This is a genomic window from Pseudomonas sp. KH_040 (assembly GCF_057839305.1).
Genome location: NZ_CM174487.1, coordinates 6,199,631 through 6,223,469 on the forward strand (window position 1 = coordinate 6,199,631; position 23,839 = coordinate 6,223,469).

General features: G+C 57.9%; 24 protein-coding genes. 11 read left to right on the top strand and 13 right to left on the bottom strand.

Features of this window, described 5'->3' with window-relative positions:
- Positions 1–17: 17 nt before the first annotated feature.
- From AC3IUF_RS27665 to AC3IUF_RS27675, 3 genes are read right to left on the bottom strand one after another with little or no spacing between them, the layout of a single operon-like run.
- Positions 18–314: a winged helix-turn-helix domain-containing protein gene (locus AC3IUF_RS27665; RefSeq protein WP_007913779.1), complete on the bottom strand. Its 297-nt coding sequence runs from the start codon at positions 312–314 to the stop codon at positions 18–20.
- A gap of 24 nt (positions 315–338) precedes the next feature.
- A complete protein-coding gene (locus AC3IUF_RS27670) occupies positions 339–833 on the bottom strand; it encodes a M48 metallopeptidase family protein (RefSeq protein ID WP_123376201.1) in 495 nt (164 codons plus the stop codon).
- Between the two features lie 44 nt (positions 834–877).
- The gene (locus tag AC3IUF_RS27675; RefSeq protein WP_095112767.1) at positions 878–3,001 is read right to left on the bottom strand and encodes a putative bifunctional diguanylate cyclase/phosphodiesterase; all 2,124 of its coding nucleotides are present in this window, start codon (positions 2,999–3,001) and stop codon (positions 878–880) included.
- A 321-nt stretch (positions 3,002–3,322) separates the two neighbouring features.
- Between AC3IUF_RS27675 and AC3IUF_RS27680 the strand changes: the two genes are divergently transcribed.
- A complete protein-coding gene (locus AC3IUF_RS27680; protein WP_150708253.1) occupies positions 3,323–3,991 on the top strand; it encodes a polysaccharide lyase family 7 protein in 669 nt (222 codons plus the stop codon).
- A 103-nt stretch (positions 3,992–4,094) separates the two neighbouring features.
- Here AC3IUF_RS27680 and AC3IUF_RS27685 read toward each other — a convergent pair whose 3' ends face one another.
- The gene (locus AC3IUF_RS27685) at positions 4,095–4,496 is read right to left on the bottom strand and encodes a hypothetical protein (RefSeq protein ID WP_038358724.1); all 402 of its coding nucleotides are present in this window, start codon (positions 4,494–4,496) and stop codon (positions 4,095–4,097) included.
- A gap of 553 nt (positions 4,497–5,049) precedes the next feature.
- Between AC3IUF_RS27685 and AC3IUF_RS27690 the strand changes: the two genes are divergently transcribed.
- The 4 genes from AC3IUF_RS27690 to AC3IUF_RS27705 all read left to right on the top strand — a co-directional run bounded on the left by AC3IUF_RS27690 (position 5,050) and on the right by AC3IUF_RS27705 (position 7,622).
- Entirely contained in the window at positions 5,050–5,412 is a 363-nt protein-coding gene (locus AC3IUF_RS27690; protein ID WP_099757395.1) for a DUF6124 family protein, read from the top strand.
- A 101-nt stretch (positions 5,413–5,513) separates the two neighbouring features.
- Positions 5,514–5,765 carry a helix-turn-helix domain-containing protein gene (locus AC3IUF_RS27695; protein ID WP_007913766.1) on the top strand — a complete coding sequence of 84 codons (252 nt, stop codon included), beginning with the start codon at positions 5,514–5,516 and terminating at the stop codon, positions 5,763–5,765.
- Entirely contained in the window at positions 5,762–6,961 is a 1,200-nt protein-coding gene (locus AC3IUF_RS27700) for a type II toxin-antitoxin system HipA family toxin (RefSeq protein WP_489279812.1), read from the top strand. Before AC3IUF_RS27695 ends, AC3IUF_RS27700 begins: the two co-directional genes overlap by 4 nt.
- 310 nt (positions 6,962–7,271) lie before the next feature.
- On the top strand, positions 7,272–7,622 hold the full coding sequence (locus AC3IUF_RS27705) for a hypothetical protein (protein ID WP_123376197.1): 351 nt from the start codon (positions 7,272–7,274) through the stop codon (positions 7,620–7,622).
- 93 nt (positions 7,623–7,715) lie between these two features.
- Here AC3IUF_RS27705 and fba read toward each other — a convergent pair whose 3' ends face one another.
- From fba to tkt, 6 genes are all read right to left on the bottom strand, one after another.
- Complete coding sequence (fba, locus tag AC3IUF_RS27710) at positions 7,716–8,780, bottom strand: class II fructose-bisphosphate aldolase (RefSeq protein ID WP_007913760.1); 1,065 nt, start codon at positions 8,778–8,780, stop codon at positions 7,716–7,718.
- A gap of 252 nt (positions 8,781–9,032) precedes the next feature.
- On the bottom strand, positions 9,033–9,365 hold the full coding sequence (locus AC3IUF_RS27715; protein WP_016987235.1) for an MliC family protein: 333 nt from the start codon (positions 9,363–9,365) through the stop codon (positions 9,033–9,035).
- A 57-nt stretch (positions 9,366–9,422) separates the two neighbouring features.
- Positions 9,423–9,644, bottom strand: a complete 222-nt coding sequence (locus AC3IUF_RS27720) for a hypothetical protein (RefSeq protein ID WP_007913756.1) — start codon at positions 9,642–9,644, stop codon at positions 9,423–9,425.
- A 34-nt stretch (positions 9,645–9,678) separates the two neighbouring features.
- Complete coding sequence (locus tag AC3IUF_RS27725; RefSeq protein ID WP_007913753.1) at positions 9,679–10,842, bottom strand: phosphoglycerate kinase; 1,164 nt, start codon at positions 10,840–10,842, stop codon at positions 9,679–9,681.
- Between the two features lie 12 nt (positions 10,843–10,854).
- Complete coding sequence (epd, locus tag AC3IUF_RS27730; RefSeq protein ID WP_007913751.1) at positions 10,855–11,907, bottom strand: erythrose-4-phosphate dehydrogenase; 1,053 nt, start codon at positions 11,905–11,907, stop codon at positions 10,855–10,857.
- 160 nt (positions 11,908–12,067) lie between these two features.
- Positions 12,068–14,065 carry a transketolase gene (gene tkt, locus AC3IUF_RS27735; RefSeq protein ID WP_007913749.1) on the bottom strand — a complete coding sequence of 666 codons (1,998 nt, stop codon included), beginning with the start codon at positions 14,063–14,065 and terminating at the stop codon, positions 12,068–12,070.
- Between the two features lie 271 nt (positions 14,066–14,336).
- Between tkt and AC3IUF_RS27740 the strand changes: the two genes are divergently transcribed.
- From AC3IUF_RS27740 to AC3IUF_RS27755, 4 genes are all read left to right on the top strand, one after another.
- On the top strand, positions 14,337–15,332 hold the full coding sequence (locus AC3IUF_RS27740) for an ArsR/SmtB family transcription factor (RefSeq protein WP_489279814.1): 996 nt from the start codon (positions 14,337–14,339) through the stop codon (positions 15,330–15,332).
- Between the two features lie 18 nt (positions 15,333–15,350).
- Positions 15,351–16,541 (top strand): methionine adenosyltransferase, encoded by a 1,191-nt coding sequence (metK, locus tag AC3IUF_RS27745; RefSeq protein ID WP_007913745.1) that lies wholly within the window; start codon positions 15,351–15,353, stop codon positions 16,539–16,541.
- A 260-nt stretch (positions 16,542–16,801) separates the two neighbouring features.
- Positions 16,802–18,478 (top strand): NAD-dependent DNA ligase LigB, encoded by a 1,677-nt coding sequence (gene ligB, locus AC3IUF_RS27750; RefSeq protein WP_489279816.1) that lies wholly within the window; start codon positions 16,802–16,804, stop codon positions 18,476–18,478.
- A 97-nt stretch (positions 18,479–18,575) separates the two neighbouring features.
- Positions 18,576–18,971: a DUF1090 domain-containing protein gene (locus tag AC3IUF_RS27755; RefSeq protein WP_007913741.1), complete on the top strand. Its 396-nt coding sequence runs from the start codon at positions 18,576–18,578 to the stop codon at positions 18,969–18,971.
- A 146-nt stretch (positions 18,972–19,117) separates the two neighbouring features.
- Here AC3IUF_RS27755 and AC3IUF_RS27760 read toward each other — a convergent pair whose 3' ends face one another.
- Positions 19,118–19,567, bottom strand: a complete 450-nt coding sequence (locus AC3IUF_RS27760) for a c-type cytochrome (protein ID WP_007913740.1) — start codon at positions 19,565–19,567, stop codon at positions 19,118–19,120.
- 128 nt (positions 19,568–19,695) lie between these two features.
- Here AC3IUF_RS27760 and mltA point away from each other — a divergent pair, with 128 nt between their 5' ends.
- On the top strand, positions 19,696–20,868 hold the full coding sequence (mltA, locus tag AC3IUF_RS27765; protein ID WP_007913739.1) for a murein transglycosylase A: 1,173 nt from the start codon (positions 19,696–19,698) through the stop codon (positions 20,866–20,868).
- Positions 20,869–20,962: 94 nt separating this feature from the next.
- On the opposite strand, the gene AC3IUF_RS27770 is transcribed toward mltA, so the two are convergent.
- Both AC3IUF_RS27770 and AC3IUF_RS27775 read right to left on the bottom strand, forming a co-directional pair.
- Complete coding sequence (locus AC3IUF_RS27770) at positions 20,963–21,346, bottom strand: MAPEG family protein (protein ID WP_007913738.1); 384 nt, start codon at positions 21,344–21,346, stop codon at positions 20,963–20,965.
- Positions 21,347–21,385: 39 nt separating this feature from the next.
- On the bottom strand, positions 21,386–22,219 hold the full coding sequence (locus tag AC3IUF_RS27775; protein WP_007913737.1) for an EamA family transporter: 834 nt from the start codon (positions 22,217–22,219) through the stop codon (positions 21,386–21,388).
- A gap of 254 nt (positions 22,220–22,473) precedes the next feature.
- On the opposite strand from AC3IUF_RS27775, the gene AC3IUF_RS27780 reads away from it, so the two are divergent.
- On the top strand, positions 22,474–23,643 hold the full coding sequence (locus AC3IUF_RS27780; RefSeq protein ID WP_007913735.1) for an MFS transporter: 1,170 nt from the start codon (positions 22,474–22,476) through the stop codon (positions 23,641–23,643).
- Positions 23,644–23,839: the final 196 nt, after the last annotated feature.

Consider the following 23,839-nt stretch of genomic DNA (forward strand, 5'->3'; position numbering starts at 1 on the left):
TTCCGATGAGGGGCTCTTCAGGGATACTCCAGAACTGCCTTGATCTGCCGCAAATTACGCTCGATCCACCCACGATCAATCGCCCCCCACTCACGAATCCGATAGCGCCCGGCGTGATTGCGCGCGCCCTCTTCCTGCTCGAATTCACAGACGATATCCAGATCGGCCAACGCGGCAATCGTGTCCTGCGCCGTGCGCCGGGGCATGCCGGTCACTTCGGTCAGCGTCGGCACACTCGGCGCCAGACCGCTGTCGATCAGGTACGCCACATACAAGCGGCGGTAGAAACTGCTTTTGGTCTTGCTGACGTCCATCCACACCTTCCTGGTTGCGTACTGTTAAGCCTGCAGATCCCGCCACGTCAGGTACACGCGCAGATCAAACTCGACCTGGTGGTACCCCGGCAGCATGTGCTCACACAATTTATAGAACGCCTTGTTGTGATCCGACTCTTTGAAGTGCGCCAGTTCATGCACCACGATCATTTTCAGAAAGTCCGGCGCGGCGTCCTTGAACAACGAGGCGATACGAATCTCTTTCTTGGCCTTGAGCTTGCCGCCCTGCACCCGCGACACCGTGGTGTGCAGACCGAGGGCGCGGTGCGTCAGGTCGAGGCGATTGTCGAACAGCACCTTGTCGATGGCCGGCGCGTTGCGCAGGTATTCCTGCTTCAAGTCCAGCGCATAGCTGTACAAAGCCTTGTCGCTCTGCACGTCGTGCCGTCCCGAATAGCGTTGATTCAGGTAATCACCCAGACGCCCTTCGGCGATCAATTGGCGCACCTGATCCTGTAATTGCGCGGGATAGGCCTGGAGGTACTTCAACACAGTCATGGACAAGCGACACGGTTCGAAAAAGGTGCGCCAGTGTAGCGAATTCAAACGGGCAGCGCGCTCCAGTCAAACGGCTCGGCGAAGCTGACCGCGTCCTCGGCGATCAATGGCCGGGCCACGAGGAAGCCCTGCACATACTCGCAACCGTGGGCTTGCAGCCATTGGTATTGCTCGATGGTTTCAACGCCCTCGGCGATCACCAGCAAACCGTATTGCTTGCACAGACTGATGACCGTGCTGACCAGCGAGGCGTCGCGTTTGGAGTCCGGCAATCGCGCGATGAGATGGCGATCAATTTTCAGCGTATCGAGTTCCAGATCGCGCAGATGCGCCAGCGAACACGGCCCGGAACCGAAGTCATCCAGCGCCACCCGCACCCCAAGATTGCGCAGCAAACGCAGCTGTTTGCGGGTTTCGTCGGGGTTTTGCATCAGCGCTTCTTCGGTGACTTCGACCTCCAGTTGCCGAGGCTGCAAGGCGTGTCGCTCCATCACCTGACGCAACTCGGTGACCAGATTCGGCAGACTGAACTGGGTGTTGCTCAAACTCACGCCGAGCACCAGATCCTCGGCAAACAGGGTTTCCCAGGCTTTACGCTGACCGGCGCCGCGATGATAAATCCAGCTGCCGAGGCGACTGATCAGCCGCGCCTCTTCCAGCAGCGGCAAGAACAACCCCGGCGGCACATCGCCAACACTCGGGTGCTGCCAGCGCAACAACGCTTCAAAGCCACGAATCTGGCCCGTGTCGATAGCCACTTGCGGTTGATAGACCAGATTGAAATCGCGATTCTCGATGGCGGCACGCACGCTCTCTTCGAGCATCAACCGCGAGCGCGCCCTACCGTTCATTTCATGATCATAAAAGCGATATTGCTGACGCCCGGCGCGCTTGGCTTCGTACATGGCGATGTCGGATGCACGCAGCAATCCGTCGAGGTTCGAGCCGCAATCCGGATAAGTGGCGATGCCGATACTCGCGCCCAAAGCGATGTCCAACCCTTCGATCTGCTGACAGATCGACACTCGCTCGATGAGTTTTTCGGCAATCTTCGCCGCTTGCTCGGGAAACTCCAGATCCAGCAGCGCGGTGAATTCATCACCGCCCATGCGCGCGAGAATGTCGAACGGTCGCAGACAGGCCTTCAATTGCTCGGAGACCCAGCGCAACACCCGGTCGCCGGCATCGTGACCGAGTGAATCGTTGACCCGTTTGAAGCCATCAAGATCCAGATACAGCAAGACCCAACTGCTATCACTGCGCTCACCGCGCAGCAACAGGTTTTCAACAGTCTGGTAAAAGCCGCGGCGGTTGAGCAACCCGGTCAGTGGATCGGTCACCGCTTGGAATTCGAGCTGCTGGTGCAAGTGCCGCACCACCGACATGTCCAGCACGGTGACCACCATCGCGTGTTGCTCGGCAGGCAACGCCGCACAGGACAGCGCCACCGGCACTTGCTGGCCGGGCGCGGTGCGCAGCAAGGCATCGTGCAGTCTTAATGTTTCGCCACGCTTGTAGCTGGCATAAAACTCGGAATCGGCCCACAGCGGAATGTGCGGCTTCTGAAGAAAATCGAGAAACTCCTTACCTTCCAGCTCCTTCACCGGCGCGTTCAACAATCGCGAAATCGCCGGATTGGCAAAGCGGATCAAACCGTCTTCGCCCACCACCAGAATGCCTTCAGCCGCGTTATCCAGCACCGAGGCATTGAAGGCGCGCGCCACTTCCAGGTCATGACTCAGGCGCTGCAAGGCGCGGCGATTGCGCTGGTGCTCCAGCAACGCCTGCACTTTGGGCTTGAGTATCTGCGGGTCGAACGGCTTGAACAGGTAATCCACCGCGCCACTGGCATAGCCCTTGATCACGGCGTCCTGGGACTGTTCGTTGGCGGTCAGAAAGATGATCGGCGTCAGGCGCGTGCGCTGGCTGCCACGCATCAGCCGCGCCACTTCAAAGCCGTCCATGCCCGGCATTTGCACGTCCAGCAGCACCAGATCGACGTCGTGCGAGAGCAGAATATTGAGCGCTTCGAAACCGGAGGCTGCGGTGAGGACGTGCCAATCCTGGCGCTGCAGCAACGCGCGCATGCTGATCAGATTTTCAGGGTAATCATCAACGATCAAAAGGACAGAGTTGCCTTCACCTGGCGGGGGTTGCGCGCATTCCATGCTGCTTCTCTTGTCGGGACTTTTGGTCGGCTTCCGGTAAAAACCGCACACATACTGAGCCTTCACTCTAGTACTGGATCCAAGAAAGCAGAAGCTGTCATCAGGCCATCATTTAACCAAAGCGTGAATTTGCCGACTAACGGTCACCGCTGAAGCCCCCGGGAACCGGCATAGATGGCATTTCGACAGGATGTTGACGTCAATCATCTGCCAAACGGGCGTTAACAAATTTTCCCTCTACGCTTATAAAGGCCGCCCCAAAACGTGCGGGCTAGAGCTTCTGGCACGTACGTGCAGCGAAACTTGAGTGGAAGAACCGACATGATCGATCTCGCAACCTGGAACCTCAGCGTTCCCGTTGGCAGCCCGCCATACACTGTCGAAACCTCCAAACTGGTGAACGGCTTCAAAGATCAATACTTCCATTCCGACACCGGCACCTTGTTCTTCTGGTCACCGGTTACCGGGTCAAAAACCGAAAACGCCATCTACCCGCGCACCGAACTGCGTGAAACCTACAGCAACGGCACCCTGCGCAACTGGTATTACCCGGATGCCGACAATTCATTGCGCGCGACCGTGACGGTGAACAAAGTGCCGAGCTCAGGCAAGATCGTCATTGGCCAGATTCACGCTTATGAAAGCCAGAAGCCGATGGTCAAACTTGAATATCAGTACAAGACAAAAACAGAAACCGGCAATCTAGTGATCAAAGTGCGCATGCACCCGGATGATGACGAAAGCCGTGTCATCACGCTGGCTACCGGGATCAAACTGGATCGCGAATTCAACTACCTCATTCACCTGAGTCCTGGCGGTGCGTTGGGTGTCAGTGCGGCGGGTTATCAGTGGGATTCACAGATCAGTGCGACGTGGCGGAATAAGCCGCTGTATTTCAAGGCCGGGGTTTATGTGCAGGATAACACCGGGTATACGAGTGAGGGTGGGCAGGTGACCTTCAGCAAGCTTGATATTGATCATGACAAATAACAGGGCACTTAACTGAGCATCAATGATCGATGATCATAGAATAAAAATCGGCAGACTTTTGGAAGTCTGCCGCATGACACTGATATCGCATCAAAGACTAAGATCAACCACTTTTAAAATCAAACATCGCAATCAAAGAGAAAGCTTTTTCTTCAGCACAATAGATCACACCCTTCGGATAATCTCCGCCTCGCTCCAAACAAACAAAGCCTTTGGCACTCCTTGAATTATCAATCCCGTCCAACTCCAGCTGCACGTGGGCAACTGTGCCGGGGCCACCCAGACTGTGCGGCACGTTAAGCGAAAGTTTTTTGTCGAAGCCGGAACCAATATAGAACTCATTCCTGCCTAAATACTGAAAAAATTTAAATCTAAAATATTCTCCATTGTGTTCCAAAAACTCTCTACCACGAATTGAGACGGTAAAGCTTTCCCCCCCGGGAATTGCCAGAAACATTTGTACGTCACCAACACCAACACTGGTAACTCTTTTGTCCTTTTGCATTTTTTCCATCCTGAAAGATAACTGAGCGCCCACGATAGATCGCCAATGAACTTTCCACACCTGTAAGATCTGACAGGTTTTTATACCTAAAAAATATAGTCAGAGTCCTTTTTAGGAACTTATTCAACAAACCTGATCAGTTATCCAGCCAAAAGCTGGATACTTGGACGAACGCTCTCAAATTCGGATTACACCCAGGCAGACGCTTTATTTAAACGACACGTTTAATTTCCTCGACCGTTACTTCCGGATGCCTACAACACCTTGCGTCGTTGCCTACCACTACGCCAGAATCCGCCGGCTTGTGCGCCTGGCGGGCCATCGGTAACTTGATTCGTATCACTGATTTCCAGTGATCGGGTTTAGTAGCCCGAGGTTACGCGAAGCGCATTGGCACCATTCAGTCGGGCATAACCCGCGCTTGATGGTAGCTGTTCGCAGGGCGCCTTCGGGTGCGCCGGTCGCGTCTCCCCGGTCTACTAACCTGCGTTCAGCTGCCACCCTCTTCGTTTAGTAGCGATCCGGTGTCGGCTCCATTTACCGGAGACGAAACATGATCAGATCAACGCCACACCCGCCAGAAACAGATCCCGCATCCCCGTACGAATCCCTCGACTCAAAAAAACTCAACGACGCCGCCGAACGCGCCCTCGACCATTACCTCAAACCGTCCGCCTTCATCATGGCCAGCACGCATAAACCCGAACCCATGTACCTCGCCAACCCGAAGTACAACACCGAATCCCTGCTGGCCAACGCCAGCGAGACCCTGGGTTCAGCCAGCGAAATGCTCAACAACTTCGCCGCCATGCTCGACACCTCCCACCGCAAGACCGCGCTGGGCATCGCGCAAGTGGTCATGCTCGGCGAACTGGCAGTGAATCAGGCACTGGATCATGTCGAGCTAAAGGAATAACCGACCACAAAAAAACCCGCCTTATGGCGGGTTTCTTAGGTCAAATGGATTAAATGTTCTGCATACGCTACATTGACATCAAAATGTTACGGTAGCGCAACATGGATTACTCTCTTTTAATTACCCGTCTCGGCATTCAATTACGTGAAAAACGTATAAATCGTGGCCTGACGCAGGCTCAGCTTGCCGATCTGGCGGGACTGACGCGATACAAAGTCATCGCGGTGGAGAAAGGCACTCTTTCTGTCGGCATGATCGCTTACGCACGCGTTTTGGCTGCTTTGGACTGTGAACTCTCGGTGGTTCCAGCAACGATGCCAACCCTTGAAGAGCTTGGAGATTTATTCGAATGAAAATGGCCTCTCTTCAAGTCAGCACCCCTGAAGGTAATAGCGGCAGACTGTTCAGCGATGCCGATGATTTCACTTTCCGTTATCACGAAGATGCATCGCCACAAATGGCGATCAGCCTCTCGATGCCTGTACGACATGACGACTTTCGTCGGCGTGAGTTGCACCCTGTTTTTCAAATGAACCTACCAGAAGGCTACGTACTGGAGCAGTTGCGCAACCGCTTGGCAAAGACTGTGAACGTCGACCCAATGCTGCTACTGGCGCTTTCCGGCAGTACATCGCCCATTGGCAGGGTTCATGTACGCTCTGAAACCGTTGATGCATTGTTGCAGGCGCAAGAATTTCCGGGAGAAAAACTCGAAGAGATTCTCACGTGGGACGGTACGGAAGATATCTTCGCCGACATGCTTGATCGCTACATCCTGCGGGCAGGCATTTCAGGTGTTCAACCCAAGTTGCTGGTGCCAGAGCGGCAAGAAATAGCATTGCCGAGAGTGACATCCAAAACCTCGGATCTGATCATCAAGAGTGGCAGAGACGAATTTCCGGGCCTGGCGATCAACGAATTCCTTTGCATGTCCATGGCGAAAGAGGCGGGTATTCCCGTCCCACCGTTTTACCTTTCCGACAACGCCAAGCTGTTTGTCATGCGTCGATTTGACCGCGACGACCAACTCAAGCCGATTGGGTTTGAAGACATGGCGGTGCTGATGGGGCTGTCGGCTAATCAGAAGTACAGCAAAAGTTATGCGGCAATCGCGAAGGCTATCCGAGTGTTTTGCCCGGCGAAACACTTGCGTACGTCGCTTGATCAACTCTTCGATAGCGTTGCCCTGAGTTGCATCGTTGGGAATGGCGACGCTCATTTGAAAAACTTCGGATTGCTCTATTCCGAACCGACACGACGCGATGCGCATCTGGCGCCGGCTTACGACATCGTCAACACCACGGCCTATATTCCAGAAGATGTTCTGGCATTGGATCTGGCGGGTAACAAGTCAATGTTCGCCTCACGACAAGGGCTCCTGGAATTTGCCCACACCTGTGAAATCGACCAACCCAAGGAGCGTATTCAGCATCTGCTCGCCTCGGTTGAAGCCGTGCTCAAACGCTATCCTCAATATCGCGAACAGGCGCCTCATGTGATCAACGCCATTGAGCACGCGGCAGCGCCATTTTCTTTGACTTTTGGATAGCGTCGTTACCACGAGAAATCACCGCGCAGAAAAAACCGCCTCACGGCAGTTTTTTTGAATCAGAAGTTTAACTGCTCAAGCTTTTAACCTTAGCCTTGAAGCCCCCCTTCAGACAACACTGATACATCGCTTTCATACCTGTTTTTGCACCTCCTTGTTTTATTAAAAAACCAGAACCCTTATAGCGAAAAAATATTAAAACCTGTCATTTATTACAGGTTACCTGCAACTACCTTTCGCCTAATCTCATCGACGCAATACGAGACAACCTATTTAACTTTAATACTTGAATACACATAAGGCGTATATCATGAAAACTTACAATGGCTTTGTATTTAACTCCGCCGGCGAAGAGCATGCCGCCACACTCAAATTTGACGATCCAGCCCAGCAAACTGGCAAAATAAGTAACGGCTACATGGACTATTTCGGACTTGACTTCGGTGTCAATGGCGACTGCACAAAATCCACTTGGACTTATATTCTTACAGCGAAATCAGATGCCAAAAAAAGAGATGAGACCAAGCATGGCCCAAGCACTCTCAGTATTGAGATGAAATCAACTGATGGAACCGACAATAACTTGCTAGGCACAGTGACCGTTAAATACGGCGGGCCGAATTTAGGCCAAACCTATGGAATCAGATTCACAAAAGGTTGACAAACTTTTAGATAACTTCGTCAGGCGAAAAAGTCACCCCACAAAAAACCCGCCTCACGGCGGGTTTCTATTAAACCAGTCTAACGCTCAGGCTTAGTTAACCTTAGCGTTCAACTCACCCTTCAGATAACGCTGGTACATCGCTTCCAGCGAGATCGGTTTGATCTTCGAAGCATTACCGGCAGTACCGAACGCTTCATAACGAGCGATACACACATCACGCATCGCAGTCACAGTCGCGCCGAAGAATTTACGTGGGTCGAATTCGCTCGGGTTGGTGGCCATCAGGCGACGCATCGCACCGGTGGATGCCAAGCGCAGGTCGGTGTCGATGTTGACCTTGCGCACGCCGTACTTGATGCCTTCGACGATTTCTTCAACCGGTACGCCGTAGGTTTCTTTGATGTCGCCGCCGTACTGGTTGATGATCGCCAGCCACTCTTGTGGCACCGACGATGAACCGTGCATTACCAGGTGAGTGTTCGGGATGCGCTTGTGGATTTCCTTGATGCGGTCGATCGCCAACACGTCACCGGTCGGTGGCTTGGTGAACTTGTAGGCGCCGTGGCTGGTGCCGATGGCGATAGCCAGGGCATCGACCTGGGTGCGTTTGACGAAGTCAGCGGCTTCTTCCGGGTCGGTCAGCATTTGGCTGTGATCCAGAACGCCTTCGGCGCCGATGCCGTCTTCTTCACCGGCCATGCCGGTTTCCAGCGAACCCAGGCAGCCCAGCTCGCCTTCTACCGAAACGCCGCAGGCGTGCGCCATGGCCACGGTTTGTTGGGTAACGCGGACGTTGTAGTCGTAGTCGGTCGGGGTCTTGCCGTCTTCGCCCAGCGAGCCGTCCATCATCACCGAGCTGAAGCCCAGTTGGATCGAGCGCTGGCAGACATCAGGGCTGGTGCCGTGATCCTGGTGCATGCACACCGGGATGTGCGGGAATTCTTCAATCGCGGCCAGGATCAGGTGACGCAGGAAAGGCGCGCCGGCGTATTTACGGGCGCCGGCCGAAGCCTGAACGATCACCGGGGAGTCAGTCTTGTCAGCGGCTTCCATGATGGCGCGCATCTGCTCAAGGTTGTTGACGTTGAAAGCTGGAACGCCGTAGCCGAATTCGGCTGCGTGGTCCAACATCTGGCGCATGCTGATAAGTGCCATTGTGTGTGTCTCTCCCGGTTGAGGGTCGTTAATCGTGCCAGCCTGCCGGAGCGGCGGCGGCTATTCAAGTGATTGCAGATCGGGGGTTGAGGCCCGGTCTGGTGATTCGATAAAGCCAATTCTTCAGAACTGCGCAGAACCCTTGTAGGAGTGAGCCTGCTCGCGATAGCCATCTTTCAGTCAATATTGCAGCGACTGTCAGGTCGCTATCGCGAGCAGGCTCACTCCTACATTGGGTCTGCGGTGATGCAATTACTGCGCTTTGCAGCCGCGGCCGATCAGGTCATTGGTGGCGACCCAGTACACCAGGCCTTCCTCTCCCTTGACGTGAAACGCCAGCATGCCGTCGCTGTACAGCGTGCCCGAGGCGCCCGGCTCTTCTTTCAGGCGATAGACCTGATCACCGCCACCCAGTCGAACGTCGACTTCCTTCTGGCCGGCATCGGCGTAACGCCACAGCACTTTGGCCTGGCTGTCGCAGGTCCAGGTGGTCCAGTTGTCCGCCGGAGCAGACGACTGAAACAGGTTCAACTGCGCGCAACCGCCCAACAATGCCAACGCCGCAATGGCGATCAAGCCTTTCATCCGTGTTCCTCGACTGACGGCGCATGCCGCCAGCCCTGAGTTAAAGAGTCAGACCCGTCAAGGACAACCATGTTCCTTGGCCGGGGTTTGCGTCTCGTATTTGTCCAGGCCGTCCGGCCCCGAGCGCTTGTTCAGCACCGGGTTGGTTTCGGCCTGCCAGTCGGCCTGATAACAGCCCTTCTGCGACTCGCTCGGCGCCGGCGTGGCTTCGGCCTTCGGGTTACTCCCGCAGGCCGCCAGCGTACCGGTCAGCAACAACAGCGCTAACGACTTGACCATGAAAACACTCCTTTGCCTGGCCAAACGGGCGGCCTCAGGCCTTGGCCCGGCTTTCCAGGACTTCAACGGCTGGCAGCACTTTGCCCTCGACGAATTCGAGGAACGCGCCACCACCGGTGGAAATGTAGGAGATTTGCTCAGCCACGCCATATTTATCGATCGCGGCCAGGGTGTCGCCACCGCCCGCAATGGAGAACGCCGAGCTTTCCGCGATGGCCTGGGCCAGCACTTTGGTGCCGTTGCCGAACTGGTCGAATTCGAACACGCCAACCGGACCGTTCCACAGAATGGTTTTCGACGACTTCAGCAGTTCGGCGAAGTTGGCTGCGGTTTGCGGGCCGATATCCAGAATCATGTCGTCAGCCGCGACGTCAGCGATCAGCTTGACGGTGGCTTCTGCGGTTTCGGCGAATTCCTTGGCAACCACCACGTCAACCGGCAATGGCACGCTGACTTTGGCAGCGATGGCGCGCGCGGTGTCGAGCAGGTCCGGTTCGTACAGCGACTTGCCAACCGGGTGACCGGCGGCCGCGAGGAAGGTGTTGGCGATGCCGCCGCCGACGATCAGTTGATCGCAGATCTGGCTCAGGCTGTTCAGCACGTCGAGTTTGGTCGACACCTTAGAGCCGGCAACGATGGCCGCCATTGGCTGAGCCGGTGCGCCGAGGGCTTTGCCCAGTGCATCCAGTTCAGCGGCCAACAGTGGGCCAGCAGCGGCGACTTTGGCGAACTTGGCCACGCCGTGGGTCGAACCTTCGGCGCGGTGAGCGGTGCCGAACGCGTCCATCACGAACACGTCGCACAGGGCGGCGTATTGCTGGGCCAGTTCGTCAGCGTTCTTTTTCTCGCCTTTGTTGAAGCGCACGTTTTCGAACAGCACGATGTCGCCGGCCTTGACGTCAACGCCGCCGAGGTAATCGGCGACCAGCGGCACTTCACGGCCCAAGGCCTTGCTCAGGTAGTCAGCAACAGGCTTGAGGCTGTTCTCGGCGGAGAACTCGCCTTCGGTCGGACGGCCAAGGTGCGAGCAGACCATCACGGCCGCGCCTTTTTCCAGGGCCAGCTTGATGGTCGGCAGCGAAGCCAGGATACGCGCGTCGCTGGTGACAACACCGTCCTTGACTGGGACGTTGAGGTCTTCGCGGATCAATACGCGCTTACCTTGCAGATCGAGGTCGGACATCTTCAACACGGTCATGGGTCGCACTTCCTACGGTTTTTTTGAAGTTGCTGTTTGCAGATAGTGTTCTGCAACGTCCAGCATTCGGTTGGCAAAACCCCATTCGTTGTCGAACCAGGCCAGGATGTTCACCAGTTTGGGGCCGGAAACACGGGTCTGACTGGCATCGACGATGGCCGAATGTGGGTCATGGTTGAAATCACAACTGGCGTGCGGCAGCTCGGTATAGGCGAGCAGACCTTTGAGCGGGCCATGGGTGGCGGCTTCGCGCAGGATCCGGTTGACCTCATTGGCATCGGTCGCGGTGGCGGTCTGCATCGTGATGTCGAGGCAGGACACGTTGACCGTCGGCACGCGTACGGCTTTGGCCTGAATTCGCCCGGCAAGTTCCGGCAGCAGGCGCTCGATACCGCGCGCCAGACCAGTGGACACCGGGATCACCGACTGAAACGCCGAACGCGTGCGGCGCAGGTCTTCATGGTGATAGGCGTCGATCACCGGCTGATCGTTCATCGCCGAGTGAATCGTGGTGATCGACACGTAATCGAGGCCGATCGCCTTGTCGAGCAGGCGCAACAACGGCACGCCGCAGTTGGTGGTGCAGGAGGCGTTGGACACCAGCAGCTCGTCGCCGGTCAGGCAATCCTGATTGACGCCATAAACGATGGTGGCGTCGACATCCGCCTCGCTGGCCATCGGCTGCGAGAACAACACGCGTGGCGCGCCGGCGTCGAGAAAGCGCTGGCCGTCTTCACGGGTGTTGTAGGCACCGGAGCATTCGAGCACCAGATCGACGCCGAGTGACGCCCAATCGATGCCTTCGGGGGTAGCACTGCGCAGAACCTTCACGCAGTCGCCATTAATATGCAGACAATCGCCTTCTACTCGCACCTCGCCCGGAAAGCGGCCGTGGGTGGAGTCGAAGCGTGTCAGGTATTCGATGCTGGCCATGTCCGCCAGATCGTTGATCGCGACAATTTCAAACCCGGCTTTCTCGCCTCGCTCAAACAACGCACGCAAGACGCAACGACCAATCCGGCCGTAGCCGTTGAGTGCAACTTTGTAAGGACGCGGTTGAGGCATGGGGTTCTCGATAATATTCGCTACAACACAACCTCATGTAGGAGCTGCCGAAGGCTGCGATCTTTTGATCCTGTTTTTTTAAGATCAAGATCAAAAGATCGCAGCCTCCGGCAGCTCCTACAGGGGAACGCGGTGGCCGGGGCCACCGCATTCGTACTGCTTAGTCTTCCAGCAGTTCTTCAGCCTGACCCAGGATGTTTTCCAGGGTGAAGCCGAACTCTTCGAACAGTGCCGAAGCCGGAGCCGATTCGCCGTAAGTGGTCATGCCGATCACGCGACCTTCCAGACCCACGTACTTGAACCAGAAGTCGGCGTGAGCCGCTTCGATGGCGATACGCGCGCCAACCTGCAATGGCAGCACGGCTTGCTTGTAGCCGGCGTCCTGAGCATCGAACACGCTGGTGCACGGCATGGAAACCACGCGCACCTTGCGACCTTGTTCGGTTAGTTTGTCGTAAGCCTGAACCGCCAGACCGACTTCCGAACCGGTGGCGATCAGGATCAGCTCAGGCTCGCCTGCGCAGTCCTTCAGCACGTAACCGCCACGGCTGATGTCGGCAATCTGGCCGGCATCGCGTTCCTGGTGTTGCAGGTTCTGACGCGAGAAGATCAGCGCCGATGGGCCGTCCTTACGCTCCAGCGCGTTTTTCCAGGCCACGGCCGATTCCACGGCATCGGCTGGACGCCAGGTGTCGAGGTTCGGCGTGGTACGCAGGCTGGTCAGTTGCTCGATCGGCTGGTGCGTCGGGCCGTCTTCGCCCAGACCGATGGAGTCGTGGGTGTAGACGTGGATCACTTGCTTCTTCATCAGCGCCGACATGCGTACAGCGTTGCGGGCGTATTCCATGAACATCAAGAAGGTCGCGCCGTAAGGCACCAGACCGCCGTGCAGGGTCACGCCGTTCATGATCGCGGTCATGCCGAATTCGCGCACGCCGTAGTACATGTAGTTGCCGCTGGCATCTTCAGCGCTGACGCCTTTGCAACCTTTCCACAGGGTCAGGTTGGAACCGGCCAGGTCAGCGGAGCCGCCGAGCAGTTCCGGCAGCAGCGGACCGAACGCGTTCAGGGTGTTCTGGCTGGCTTTACGGCTGGCGATGGTTTCGCCTTTGGCCGCGACTTCAGCGATGTAGGCCGAAGCTTTTTCGGAGAAGTCGGCCGGCAGCTCGCCGCTCAGGCGACGTACCAGTTCGTTGGCTTCGGTCGGGAATGCAGCGGAGTAGGCAGCGAAACGCTGATCCCACTCGGCTTCGGCCGCGCGACCTTTTTCCTTGGCATCCCACTCGGCATAGATGTCGGCCGGGATTTCGAACGGGCCATGGTTCCAGTTCAGCGCCTGACGGGTCAGGGCGATTTCCGCATCACCCAGTGGAGCGCCGTGGCAGTCTTCTTTGCCCTGCTTGTTCGGCGAACCGAAACCGATGGTGGTCTTGCAGCAAATCAGGGTCGGCAGCGGGCTCTTGCGCGCGGTCTCGATGGCGGTCTTGATCTCTTCCGGGTCATGACCGTCAACGTTGCGGATCACTTGCCAGTTGTAGGCCTCGAAACGCTTCGGCGTGTCATCGGTGAACCAGCCTTCGACTTCGCCGTCGATGGAGATGCCGTTGTCATCGTAGAAAGCGATCAGCTTGCCCAGACCAAGAGTACCGGCCAGCGAAGCGACTTCGTGGGAAATGCCTTCCATCATGCAGCCATCACCCAGAAACACGTAGGTGTGGTGGTCGACAATGTTGTGGCCAGGACGGTTGAACTGCGCGCCCAGCACTTTTTCAGCCAGAGCGAAGCCCACAGCGTTGGCCAGACCCTGACCCAGCGGGCCGGTGGTAGTTTCAACGCCCGGGGTGTAACCGAACTCCGGGTGGCCCGGGGTGCGGCTGTGCAGTTGACGGAATTGCTTGAGGTCTTCGATCGACAGGTCATAACCGGTCAGGTGCAGCAGCGAGTAGATCAACATCGAGCCGTGGCCGTTGGACAGCACGAAGCGGTCACGGTCGGCGAACGATGGATTGCTCGGGTTGTGCTTGAGGTAGTCGCGCCAAAGCACTTCGGCGATATCTGCCATACCCATAGGGGCACCGGGATGGCCGCTGTTGGCTTTTTGCACGGCATCCATGCTGAGGGCACGAATGGCGTTGGCACGCTCACGACGGCTAGGCATCGCTGATCTCCTGGGTTCTGGTAAGTCGAAACGGAAAAAAGGAGGGCATTTTCCCTCACCGGGGCGCCTCGGGGCAATGACAGATAGTCATCGGGGGGCGTTTTTCCAATGGATAGCGGCGCTTTCTGTTGGTGAAACCTTTCCGCTACTCGTTTGTAGAGTTAGCCGGTGGGTGAGAAGTGCAATAAAAAGCGCCATTGATCGAGCAATATCAAAACTTTTTGATATTGCCCTTGCGATGAATTGCCCCCCTCTCTAGACTGCCAGCCCTATGAACTTACGCGTGCCTTCCATTCGCCATGACGATTGCGACGAACTGGCGGCCCTGTGCAAGGCCGGCGGCGATCCGTTGCGGCTGAATGTCTTGCGCGCGCTGGCCAACGATTCGTTCGGTGTTCTGGAGCTGGCGCAGATTTTCGGCATTGGCCAGTCCGGCATGAGTCATCACCTCAAGGTACTGGCACAAGCCGACCTGGTGGCGACACGCCGCGAAGGCAACGCGATTTTCTATCGCCGCGCCCTGCCCCACACCGAACTGCTCGGCGGCAAGTTGCACGCAGCATTGTTAGAAGAAGTCGACAATCTGAATCTGCCTGACGACGTGCAAGCGCGCATCGAGCAGGTTCACGGCCAGCGCGCCGCCGCCAGTCAGGACTTTTTCGCTCGGGTGGCGGAGAAATTCCGTGCCCAGCAAGACTTGATCGCAGGCCTGCCGCAGTACCGCGACAGCGTGCTGGCCCTGCTCGACAAACTGAACTTCAATGGTGCCGCCACGGCCATTGAAGTCGGCCCCGGCGATGGTGCTTTTCTGCCGGAACTGGCCCGTCGCTTCGGCACCGTAACCGCGCTGGACAACAGCCCGGCGATGCTCGAACTGGCGCGTCAGGTATGTGAACGTGAACAGCTGGCTAACGTCAGCCTGCAATTGGCCGATGCATTGAACGGCACCAGCCTTACGGCCGATTGCGTAGTGTTGAACATGGTGTTGCACCATTTCGCCGCGCCGGCCGATGCGCTCAAGCACATGGCCGACCTGCTGCAACCGGGCGGTAGCCTGCTCGTGACAGAGTTATGTAGCCACAACCAGAGTTGGGCCAGGGAGGCCTGCGGTGATCTGTGGTTGGGGTTTGAACAGGACGATTTGGCCCGTTGGGCCACCGCTGCGGGACTCGTTCCCGGGGAAAGCCTCTATGTAGGCTTACGTAATGGTTTCCAGATCCAGGTCCGCCACTTTCAGCGACCGGCTGGCGACACTCACCATCGGTAAATTCAGGAAAACATCGAGATGAGCGAATACTCCCTCTTCACCTCCGAGTCCGTGTCCGAAGGGCATCCGGACAAAATCGCCGACCAGATTTCCGATGCGGTGCTGGACGCCATTATTGCCCAGGACAAACACGCACGCGTTGCTGTGGAAACCCTGGTCAAGACCGGCGTGGCCATCGTTGCCGGTGAAGTGACCACCAGCGCCTGGGTCGACCTGGAGCAGATCGTTCGTGACGTGATTTGCGACATCGGCTACACCAGCTCCGAAGTCGGCTTCGACGGCGCGACTTGCGGCGTGATGAACATCATCGGCAAGCAGTCCCCAGACATCAACCAGGGTGTTGACCGTGCCAAGCCTGAAGATCAGGGCGCCGGCGACCAGGGCCTGATGTTCGGCTACGCCAGCAACGAAACCGACGTTTTGATGCCAGCTCCGATCACCTTCTCGCACCAGCTGGTGCAGCGCCAGGCCGAAGCCCGCAAATCGGGTCTGCTGCCTTGGCTGCGTCCGGACGCCAAGTCGCAAGTGACTTGCCGTTACGAAGGCGGCAAGGTTGTTGGTATCGACGCGGTTGTTCTGTCGACCCAGCACAACCCTGAAGTGTCGTACAAAGACCTGCGCGAAGGCGTGATGGAGCTGATCGTCAAGCACGTACTGCCTGCCGAACTGCTGAGCAAAGACACTCAGTTCCACATCAACCCGACCGGCCAGTTCATCATTGGCGGCCCGGTAGGTGACTGCGGTCTGACCGGTCGCAAGATCATCGTCGACAGCTACGGCGGCATGGCCCGTCACGGCGGTGGCGCGTTCTCCGGTAAAGATCCATCGAAGGTTGACCGTTCGGCTGCCTACGCTGGCCGTTATGTTGCCAAGAACATCGTCGCTGCTGGCCTGGCCGAGCGTTGCGAGATTCAGGTTTCCTACGCGATTGGTGTAGCTCAGCCTACTTCGATCTCGCTGAACACCTTCGGCACCGGCAAGATCAGCGATGACAAGATCGTCAAACTGGTGCGTGAAGTGTTCGACCTGCGTCCATACGCAATCACCACCATGCTCGATCTGCTGCACCCGATGTACCAGGAAACTGCAGCGTACGGCCACTTCGGTCGCACGCCAGAGACCAAGACCGTTGGCGAAGACACCTTCACCACGTTCACCTGGGAAAAAACCGACCGCGCCGACGCCCTGCGTTCCGCTGCTGGTCTGTAAGACTTCCCCGGCGGTACAAAAAGCCCCGCACGGTTCGCGCCGTGCGGGGCTTTTTCATGCCTGAAACCGGGAGTTCAACTCAGAACGTTCAGGTCGATGCATATCCAACAAACCACTCGGCCAGTCCCCTCTCCCCCTGGGAGAGGGTTAGGGTGAGGGGCTGTTTTCACTGCACAGAAACAAGCCGTAAAACACCCATCCGGCGGAGTAAATATCTTCGCCTAACCTTCAAACATTCCCCTTGAGCAAGGACGCTCACGATGCTTGCCACGCTGCGCCTGTTATTTATTTTCCTGCTGATGCCCGCCACATTCAGCGCGCAAGCCACCTGCCAAAACTGGCCCGCTGCACACGCCCAACGCGAAATCTCCGCCCTGCAAAAACAGATCGACCAATGGGACGACGCCTACTACCGCGAAGGCCGCTCACTGATTGCCGACGAACTCTACGACCAATCCCTTGTGCAACTGAACGAGTGGCGAGCGTGTTTCAAAGCGCCCTTGCCACCCGATCCTTTGCGCACAGTTTCAGGCTCAAACGCGCACCCCATCGCCCATACCGGCCTGGATAAAATCCACAAAGATGAGGCCGCGGGGGCCTGGCTACGTGATCGCAAGGACGTCTGGATACAACCCAAAGTCGACGGCGTCGCGGTGACGCTGATTTACCGCGCGGGCGTTTTGCATCAGGCCATCAGTCGCGGTGACGGAGTTCATGGACAGGACTGGACGCCATCAGCGCAGAACATCGGCGCTATCCCTCAACGCCTGTCACAACCACTGGATCTGCTGGTGCAGGGTGAACTTTACTGGCGGCTGAACCAGCATGTGCAAGCCCGAGCCGGCAGCGTTAACGCTCGCGCCACCGTGGCCGGATTGATGAGCCGCAAATCCCTTAGCGCAGAACAAGCCACCGGCATCGGGCTGTTCGTTTGGGACTGGCCACAAGGACCTTTGAACTTGCCCGAGCGCATATCCGGATTGGCAACCCTGGGTTTCACCACGATTGAGCCGTACAGCCATCCCGTTGCCGACTTGGCAGAGGCGCAGAAATGGCGCGATCACTGGTATCGCTCACCTCTGCCGTTTGCCACCGACGGCGTGGTTTTGCGCCAGAGTCGGCGCCCGCCCGCCGAACGCTGGCAGGCTCGCGCGCCGTACTGGGCGGTCGCCTGGAAATATCCATTTGCGCAAGCCTTGGCTGAAGTGCGCAAGATCAACTTCAAGATCGGTCGCACTGGCCGCATTACACCGGTGATCGAGCTGATCCCCGTTAGGCTCGACGACCGCGAGATCAAACGCGTCAGCGCCAGTTCGTTGAAGCGCTGGCAAGCGTTGGACATTCGTCCCGGCGATCAGATTGCGATCAGCCTCGCCGGCCTGACCATTCCTCGGCTCGACAGTGTTGTACGGCGCACCACCGGACGCACGGATATCGATATCCCCAACGCCGATGACTTCCACGCCTTGAGTTGCTGGCAACCGACCCCCGGATGTGAAAGCCAGTTTCTCGCCCGTTTGACCTGGCTCAGTGGCAAACAAGGGCTGGCGATGCAGCATGTCGGTCGCGGTACCTGGGAGAAACTTCTCGAAACACGCCGCGTGAACAACCTGCTTGATTGGTTAACCCTTGATGGGCCGGAGCTTGCTAACATTGCCGGCTTCGGCGAGCGCAGCAGCGAACGCTTGATGCACAGTTTTCACAGCGCCCGCCAACGGCCCTTTGCCCAGTGGCTCAAAGCCTTGGGCCTGCCGCCAACCGGCCAGGCAATACTTACTGATTCCTGGCAGTCGCTGGCACAACGCAACACCGAACAATGGCAGGCCGAGGCCGGTATCGGCCCGGGACGCGCAGCGCAATTGAGCGCATTCTTCCGCGACCCGCAGGTACAGGCTTTGAGCGAAACCTTACATGCCGCCGGAATCGACGGTTTCTGACCACGCAATCCCGGCGCGCCGGGAACCCATCGGCCACCGAGGCGCTCCAACAGCGCAGTGCCTGACCGACCCGACTGCCTTTGCACATGGAGCTTTTATGAAATTTCTCGCACCACTCGCCATGCTGACCCTTTGCGGCGTAATGGTCGCCCCCGTCATGGCCGACGAAGACGCACCGGGCCTGACCGGTTGCGCCGCCAAGAAGCAGGGCATCATGAATCAGATCGAACAGGCCAAGTCGCGCGGCAACGCCGATCAGCAGGCAGGCCTGGAAACGGCCTTGCGTGAAGTGACCGAGCACTGCACCGACGCCGGCCTGAAGAAAGAACGCGAAAACAAGGTGCTCGAAGCCAAGCACGAAGTGAGCAAGCGTCAGGCGGATCTCGACAAGGCGATGAAAAAAGGCGACCCGGAGAAGATCAACAAGCGCAAAGACAAACTGGCCGAGTCGCGCAAAGAACTGCAGGACGCGCTGGACGAAATCGATAAGTAAGCATTGATGCAGTGAGTTTGATGGCCTATTCGTCAGCTCGTCGCCCGGAACAAGCTCGCTCCCCTATTGATCCGTATTCACCTGTACAACTCGGTCAACTGTGGGAGCGAGCCTGCTCGCGAAGGCGTCAGCTCAAACAATAGAAATCAATGATCGCGAAACTGTTTATGGCAAGCGCTGCAAGCATCTTCAACTTTCTGCACCGCCGGCCCGAGATTGCTGGCCTTGTACGGCTGAACCTGACTGGCAATCACCAATTCACCGGTGGCCGCTTCAAGGTTGCGGGCCATTTCCTGAAAACGCGCCTGCTGTTTCCAGACATCATCCTTGGCGCTGGTGTGATCTTCTTCACGCACCTGCGGAAAATGCTTCCACGGTTCATGGGACAACGCATCGAGTTTTACCGCGCCTTCGGCGAACTTCGGCCCGTCGAACGGAATGCGCCCACGCAACATGCCGCCCAGGTCTTCACCGGTCTTGAGCATCTGTTTGAAGATTGCCTTGCGTTGACCCAGCGGAGAATTCGGATCGACACCGCCACAGGCGGACAAGGACAGACAGGCCAGCAATACAACAGCAATGCTTTTAAGAGTCATGGTGGCTTCAGGTCACGGAATTCGGCGGCCAGTATCCTCGCGTCACCGCCAAACACCAATAGCCCTATTAAAAATACGGGTTGCTCGAGCGCATGGAGCACTCGGCCAACCGGCACAGGAATCACTCCATGAACAGCCGTTACAAGGCCTGGCGTCATCCGCTGATCGCGACCCTCCCTCTGCTGGCGATTCTCGCCGGCTGCACCGGTGGCGAGAGCGCCAAGCCGAAAACCCACGCGCTGGCCACTTACTCCAGCGCCACGTGGGATGCCCTGCCGGTTGTGTCCGACAGCGATCTGGTCGCCGGTTTCGGCTCGTGGCGCAGCGCCTGCACCCGGCTCAAGGCTGATACGGTCTGGGGCCCGACCTGCGCAGCGGCGGCCAATGTGCCGCAGAACGCCAACGAGATTCGCACGTTCCTCAAGCAGAACCTCGATGTCTTCGGCCTGCGCGCCGAGAACGATAACCCCAACGGCTTGATCACCGGTTATTACGAGCCGGTCTATCCCGGCAGCCTGACACCCACCGACGTGGCAAACGTGCCGGTGTATGGCGTGCCCGAAGACATGATCATTGTTTCGCTGGACAGCATCTATCCCGAACTCAAGGGCAAACGCCTGCGCGGTCGCCTCGAAGGCCGCGTGCTCAAGCCATACGACGACGCCGCGACCATCGAATCCAAAGGCGTGAAAGCGCCCGTGGTGGCTTATCTGACCGACCCTATGAACCTGCAATTTCTACAGATCCAGGGTTCCGGGCGCATTCAGACCGAGGACGGTAAACAGCTGCGCATCGCCTACGCCGATCAGAACGGCCACCCGTACCGCCCAATCGGCCGCTGGCTGGTCGAGCAAGGCGAGCTGAAGAAAGAAGACGTGACCATGAGCGCGATCAGCAACTGGGCCAAGGCCAACCCATCGCGCATCCCCGAACTGCTCGGCAGTAACCCGAGCTACGTGTTCTTCACCCGCAACCCGGACAGCAACGAAGGCCCGCGTGGTTCGCTGAACGTACCGCTAACTGCCGGCTACAGCGCGGCGGTGGATCGCAAGGTAATTCCGCTGGGCAGCCTGTTGTGGCTGTCGACCACACGTCCGGATGGCTCGGCACTGGTCCGCCCGGTCGCGGCACAGGACACCGGCGGCGCGATTGCTGGCGAGGTTCGCGCGGATCTGTTCTGGGGCACCGGTGATGCGGCCGGGCAATTGGCCGGGGACATGAAGCAGCAGGGGCAGATCTGGATGCTCTGGCCAAAAGGTGCCGCGTTGCCGCAAGTGCCGCAGGTGGCCGACAAACCTTAAAAAGCAAAAGATCGCAGCCTGCGGCAGCTCCTACAGGAGTACGTATTCCTCTGTAGGAGCTGCCGCAGGCTGCGATCTTTTGATCTTGCTCTTTTTACACCGACACGAAGAAGAACGAAGCAATCAACCCCATCCCCACAAACCACACTAGCGACCGCAAGATCGCCCAGTCCGCCAGATAGCAAATGATGTACAGCAGGCGACTGGTGATAAACAGCACCGCCAGCACATTGACCGTCACCAGCTCCGCCGTCCCCACCAGGTGCGCGACGATCACTGCCGCCGCAAACGCCGGCGTCACTTCAAAGCCGTTCATCTGCGCCGCATGCGCACGCCTGGCCACACCGTTGAGACTTTCGAGAAAGTCGCGCGGATCGTGGTTGTCACTCAACCGGTAGCCACCCACGGCTTTCGCCACGCCAGTGCAGATATACGGCAGAAAAATTGCGATCAACACACACCACAGAGCCACCGTCATAACGCCGTCCTTTTTTCGAGTTATAGAATTCGCGAGCGGTCAGAACTTCATCACCAGCATGCCGATCAGCACCAGCCCACAGGCTAAGAGCCGTGGACGGCCGAAAGGTTCTTTCAAGTAGCGCATGCCGAACAGCACCACCAGAATCACACTGATCTCACGCAGTGCCGCGGCCTCCGCAATCGAGCCCAACTGCATCGCCCACAGCACCAGAGCGTAGCTGGCCAATACGCAGAAGCCCACCGCCAACCCCAGCTTCCATTGCTCACGCCAGAACAACATGAACGCCGGACGCTTGGCGACCCACGCCAACAGCGGAAACGGCCACGCGCTGAACAACGTGACCCAGACCAGGTAATCGAGCGGATGCGACCAGCGCCGCAATGCCTGGCCGTCGATGTAGGTGTAGCAACCAATACACAGGCCGATCAACGCCACCACCGGCAGCATCGACCATGGCAAATGCTTGCCGCCACCGCCCTGCCACAACAGACAAACCATGCCCAACGGGATCAGCATGATCCCGAAAATCTGCTGCGTGGTGAGCACTTCACCGGCGAAGATCAAGGTCAGCGCCAGCACCACCAACGGCGACAATCCGCGCATCAGTGGATACACCAGGCCCAGATCGCCGACCCGATACGCCTGAATCAGCAGGTAGCGATACAGCAGCTCAAAAGCTGCCGAAGCGAGAATCCATGGCCAGATTTCCATGGGCGGCAAGCTCACGAATGGAAACGCGATGGCAACGACCAGCAGCGCCACGGTGTCCATGCACGCCACCACCAGCAGCCGCTCGGCGCTGAACTTGATTAACGTATTCCACGTCGCATGCAACAGCGCCGCCATCAATACCAAAGCTGTCGCCAGCACGTCTTACCCCTTATTTTTATGAGTCCCCGTGCAGGAGCTGCCGCAGGCTCGGGCTCCTACAGTGAAAATCCGAATAGTCAGATTATTGATTCGCGATGTGTCAGCAGCTGTTTATACTGCAAGCGACCACGCCGCACTCAGTTGCGCACAGAAAAATACCAATAATTCCTGCCTGCACCGCCCTCCATCGAGATCGGTCGTCGGCTTGCGTATGCCTGATCAAAGCGTCAAGACTACCGACAGAGACCTTGCGCATGCCACTCGCCTTGCTTGCCCTCGCTGTTGCCGCATTCGGCATCGGCACCACTGAATTCGTCATCATGGGCCTGCTGCCCGATGTTGCCCGCGACCTTGCCGTAAGCATTCCTCACGCGGGCCTGTTGATCACCGGTTACGCGTTGGGCGTGGTGTTCGGCGCGCCGATCCTGGCGATCGGCACAGCGAATATGCCGCGTAAAGCAACGCTGCTGGGCATGACGCTGATGTTCATCCTCGGCAATATCCTCTGCGCCCTCGCACCGAACTACGCGACGCTGATGGCTGCTCGTGTGGTCACCGCGCTGTGTCACGGCGCGTTCTTCGGCATTGGCTCGGTGGTTGCCGCCGGGCTGGTCGCGCCGAACAAACGCGCGCAAGCGATTGCGATGATGTTCACCGGCCTGACATTGGCCAACGTCCTCGGCGTACCGCTGGGCACGGCGCTCGGGCAATACGCCGGTTGGCGCTCGACCTTCTGGGCGGTCTCGGTGATTGGTGTCGTCGCCGCCCTGGCGCAGTGGCTGTGGTTGCCGAAACACATCCCGATGGACAAGGCCAACCTTGCCAGCGAGTTCAAGGTGCTGGGCAAGGTCAACGTGTTACTGGCGCTGGGCATGAGTGTTTTGGCCTCGACCAGTCTGTTCAGCGTGTTCACCTATATCGCGCCGATCCTGCAAGACATCACCGGCGTCAGCCCGCACGGCGTCACAGTGATGCTGCTGTTATTCGGTGTAGGCCTGACCGGCGGCAGCATGCTCGGCGGGCGTCTGGCTGATAGCCGTTTGCTGCCGTCGCTGGTCGGTGTGGCCCTGGCGGTGGTGGTGATTCTGGCGGCGTTCAGCCAGACCAGCCGCTCGGTTGTGCCGGCGGCAATCACCCTGGTGCTGTGGGGGATTTTTGCTTTTGCGCTGTGCCCGATTCTGCAATTGCTAATCATCGATCAGGCCCATGAGGCACCGAACCTCGGCTCGACGTTGAACCAGAGCGCTTTCAACCTCGGTAATGCCGCGGGTGCGTGGATCGGCGGGCTGGTGGTGGCCAGTGGCGCGGATCTGGCGGACTTGCCGTGGACCGGTGCGCTGGTTGGCGTATTGACCGTGCTGACGGCGCTGTTTTTCATCTATCTGCAACGTCGCGGCGCGGCTGCGGTCAATGTGTCCGGCTAATCGGGTTTAGCCTGCAAGAGCCCTCACCCTAGCCCTCTCCCTGAGGGAGAGGGGACTGACCGTGTTGAGTGTTCGAGTTACATCGACCTGAAATTTCGAGCCGAACTCAGGCCCTGAAAGACTTGAAGATCTGCTCCCTTTCCCCCTCTCCCCAAGGGAGAGGGCTGGGGTGAGGGGGCTCTTGATCTCATCACAC